This window comes from Pseudomonas graminis (genome assembly GCF_900111735.1).
Classification (GTDB): domain Bacteria; phylum Pseudomonadota; class Gammaproteobacteria; order Pseudomonadales; family Pseudomonadaceae; genus Aquipseudomonas; species Aquipseudomonas graminis.
Genome location: NZ_FOHW01000078.1, coordinates 1 through 4,301 on the forward strand (window position 1 = coordinate 1; position 4,301 = coordinate 4,301).

Below are 4,301 nucleotides of genomic sequence, written 5' to 3' on the forward strand. Positions count from 1 at the left end.
GAGCTCATGAATTGCTTGAGGTCGGTGAGCACCGGGTTGGTTTCGATCAGGTATTTGCCGGTGCGGGCCGTGGCTGCGGTAGAGGGCAGGCCCTGCACTCGGGCAACGGTCTGCGCGGTGGCGGGCTCGGCTCGAGCTGGTGGTGCCCGCAGTGCCTGTGACAGTTGTAACACCCGGGATGGCTGGAGCGGCTGTGCCACCGGCGACGCCGGGGACTTGATCGACAGCCATACACCGCCACTAGCACTTACAACAAACAGTGAGAACCCGCGAAGTGCCTTGGTGGCTTTTTCTTACACCAAGGCGACAAAGGCTTAAACACCACTAGCGCAGAACGTGTTTGTACATCGAAGGATCTGCCACCCCAGCAAGAAAAATGGGTCTCTGTAGACAGTATTCTGGAATAGCAGAATTTTAAACCCGCGGATAACCCCTTATTTGAAGGCCGTAGACACAGAAAAAAACAGGAATTTTTTCTTCTATCGTTGGCGAGGTTAAATCCGGCAGGTCGGTGTGTGAACATGGTAAGACGCGGATTAAAGAGCCCATCGGAAGTAGTTTTTTCACAAACTAAAAATATGCTTCTTCACTCGGAGCAGTGATATCAAAAACATCTCCGATCTGTATCATCATCTGAGCCCTGCACATCCAATATTCGTCAAAAATCCTTGCTTCCAATAGAGCCGAATGGGTGTCCACTTACTGGTCGCAAGAGACCAAAGGTTCTTCCAGTTTCTCAGTAGTTGGATTGCACCTCTCCTACATCACACTTCCTGTTGCGTATCAAGCTATTATTCAGCAAGCCTGCTGAACAAACCTGAGTTTCCAACAATCACCATTCTTAACCCAATATCGTTCAGAGTCCGGGATTAGAAAATTGAAATCCGCACATTTAGCAAACCATCCAGCGTACGCTAGCTCCTCATGAAATCTGCCAACATCCATATGCATATAAATTTTTCTGTCGAAGTTTACGTAGAATTGCGGCAACCTGGAAGCTACTCTTCCGGCAGAATGAAAATGATCTGCACTCAACTCAGCCCCTGCTAAATAATAGGCCTCTACCGCCTTTAGCAATCCTCCTATATCACAAATTTCGTCAGCATCAAAAAGGCCTGCAAGGGCTTGCATTGAGAGTACTTCGCCGTCCATGCTATCTATGTACTGAAGAAAATTATCCGACGTCAACTTTAGAATTCCACCCCGAAATTCTTTGCACGCTTGCAGATATTGCTGCCTTGTTATAACCCCTTTATTGAGATAAGCGTCATAATCCTTTTCAGCATCAAGAGAAAAATTGTATTTATCATCCAAAACCCAGTAACAAACTTTTTCGTGCACAAAAAAACATATACTTTTTTCGCCACTAAACACTTCATCCAATAAATCTTTATTCACACTCACTTCCCAAACTCCTTCAAAAATTTCTCTTGAGTATAAACCTTTGCATTACTCGAACCTTTTTCAAGTAATGCCTCCCATACTTTCGGCAACTCAAGAGCTGTACCCGGCTGATCGGGATCCACGATTTTGGGAGCCGATGGATCGCGCGGTATACCTGGGTATCGGCCGTTGAGGGATTGCGCTTTCCATAATTTCTTTATGTAATTTAGCATCCACGTCAAAAACAATTACCGAACCATCCGGACGCTTATTCGTCAGATAATAGCTTGCATGATCAGCATTTCCTACGCTTACACAAAGCTGTCCAGTGCAACCAGGGTTTATGCTAATACTTCCATCTGCATTCGCAGTAATGCGGTTCTGACTAGTTGCTGCCCCGGCCCCACCGCCTTCGACCCTGAAATACTGCTCGGTCTTGGGCACATCCACTTTTACACTACTTTCGGTGGCTGATACCACTCTCCCCGTCTGCGTCGGACCAGCCCCACCGCCCAGCAAAGCGTACACGACGAAGTTCGATATAAAGGGTCCGTCCCCTTTTATCAAGTTCGATATAAAGGGTCCGTCCCCTTTTATCGTCCTCTTCAAGGGTTTGCTTGCGTTTGCCAGCGTAATCGACGTCGGCGAAGGTCATCTACTTCATCAGGCGTGCCGGGGGTTGAGATCAGGCATTCTGCCAAGTTTGAAGATCTTCTTCAGAGCTTCCTTAACAAGGGTAGAAACAAAAAGATCCGTCCTCTTTTATCCGTTCTCTTTAACAATTGACCCTCTGTTCAAATCCATAAGATCCGGATTCTCAAGCTCAAGCATATCCTCAAATAGACTCCAGCCTCTATCTTTTACAAAATTTGCCTCTTCTGTAAGCAAGGGGATCAACCATACCATTACGGTATGTGGTGACGAATCTGTATACGTTGAAAAACTCTCATCAAATAAAACTGGAATAGATGCATAAATCGAATTTACAGCCACACCCGAAATTAACGGCTCGCTAGGCCCTATAATGTCTCCACGGAGCAATGCCTGGTTACGCGCCAAAATGTAATTGCTAAAGGTGAGCATAAAAGATGCAATTTGCCTGGCAGAGAAATTTTCATTCGCCGTAAAAACAAGTTCTTGCCTAATTTTACGCCCCCGTGGCATAGACAATGAAAAATTGCTAAGGCCAACCGTGAGATACGTCACCACACTGTCGAAAGGCTGATTTCTACAACGAACAACCTGTACTGACTTAGAGCCTTCTTCAAAACTCCAACCCTGCTCTATTTGCCCAAGCGTACTCTCGATGTGCGCGATTAAAGTCATTAGTCAGCAGGCCTCGCCCCACGTGAACGGTTGCAGCTCGGACATTCGAGCCTCGTACCCTTATTATAGTCATCCAACACCTCCGAGCGCGTTTTCCCAGAAAGATCGCGCTGACTCCAAGGTGGCTGGTGGTCAACATCCCAATCTCGGCGGCCTTCTCCGGGAGCAACACTTACGTCCTTATTACAAGTAGGACATTCTTTAGTACCTGGAGCAGAACCATTCGCCGCGTTATCCCAAGAATCCTGAACGGTTTTTTTTCTGAAACCGGAAGGTCGCTTTGTTACATCTGCTGCTCCTCTTCCAACACCGTCTGCCGTCTCACCTGCACCTGCACCTGCTGCTGCAGTCTCTCCCGCCCCACCAGCAGCTTCCCCTGCCCCAGCACCAGCGTCAACCGCTCCTACCGCTCTTCCCCCTGAACTCGCGCCCGCCAGTGCGCCCTCCTCAGCGCGCTGACTAAACATCCCGGCGATCTTCGCCAGTGTGCCAGCAGCCATCTCTTCAAGCGCCGCAGGGAAAAGTATGCCCAAGATAGCCAAGGATACCTGTTCCTTGACCTTATCAATTTCCGATGTTGTCTTCTGAGGGGGTAACCCGTTGCCGTCGAGCATCGAAGTGGGATCCTGGAATCCCTGTTCGTTGTATCTCTCTCCTGTACCGCCTATCAGGCTGCCAGTCGCAGCGTTACCACCCGCAGCTCCAGCCGCGATCAGTCCAATAATTTGCGCGGTGGCGATTTTATACTGGCTCCCCTCAACGCTCATGTCGCTCGGGTTAAACCGGGCACTGACAAACTCCGCCAGTGCGGCGTTCGCAATGGGCGTTAATCCTTCCGCTACGCCACCTGCGATTGCACCGCTGGCGAAATCCTCTCCCCGTGCTTTGGCGATCAGGCCACCCAGCGCAGCATGCAATACCATCTTTTCCGCAATCGCGGGCGCCACACCCAATCCATTCGCCAGCTTGTGGATGGCGTTGTTACCTACTGCAGCACCGAGGTCGATACCCTCGCTTACAAGTGCACTTCCTAGATTAGAACCGAAGTTGCCTCCATTGACCGCTGTCGATACCCCGCTGTTGATCAGAGCATGCGTGCCGCTGCGTGCCAGCGTATTCGCCCAACTGTCGGGCTGTAGCATGCTCGATGCGTATCCTGGATTTTGAGTCGGCCCTGCTGTAATAACTTTTGAACCGCCATTCGCCGCATCACCCGCGCTGGCGAACCAATTTTGGTCTGCGTAATCAATCATGCCCGCGGTCACGCTTGCAATGAGCGCGTTCTTGAGGCTGTTACTGCTAAAGGTATCTTTAACCGTGTTTCCGAGATTGCCTTTGTTGTTGATGACACTCACGGCCGCCGTACCCGCCAAGGAGGTAAGTGCGGCAGTTGCTGCAACATTGCCCCACCCTGCTGCTGCGGTCCCCACCGCAGTACCGGCTTCCACCATGGCGGTGCTACCACCCGCTGCCATTGCGGTCCCGCTTCCCACACCGGCACCAGCAGCGCTGCCAACTGCCGCGCTAGCGGCACCAGCCGTCAATACAGTCGCGACAATGATGATCGCCAGCATCGCGCCCTGACCCAGGCT

At 50.5% G+C, this 4,301-nt stretch carries 3 protein-coding genes and 1 pseudogene; all 4 read right to left on the minus strand.

Features of this window, described 5'->3' with window-relative positions:
* A pseudogene (locus tag BMY98_RS27775) lies at positions 1 to 200 on the minus strand (hypothetical protein); the annotation flags it as partial.
* A gap of 595 nt (positions 201 to 795) precedes the next feature.
* Entirely contained in the window at positions 796 to 1,404 is a 609-nt protein-coding gene (locus tag BMY98_RS26375; protein WP_074893723.1) for a hypothetical protein, read from the minus strand.
* 741 nt (positions 1,405 to 2,145) lie between these two features.
* Entirely contained in the window at positions 2,146 to 2,709 is a 564-nt protein-coding gene (locus BMY98_RS26385) for a suppressor of fused domain protein (protein WP_074893727.1), read from the minus strand.
* Positions 2,709 to 4,301 (minus strand): DUF637 domain-containing protein (locus BMY98_RS27490; RefSeq protein WP_217648338.1); only part of this gene is annotated, 1,593 nt, incomplete at its 5' end. The genes BMY98_RS27490 and BMY98_RS26385, both read right to left, overlap by 1 nt.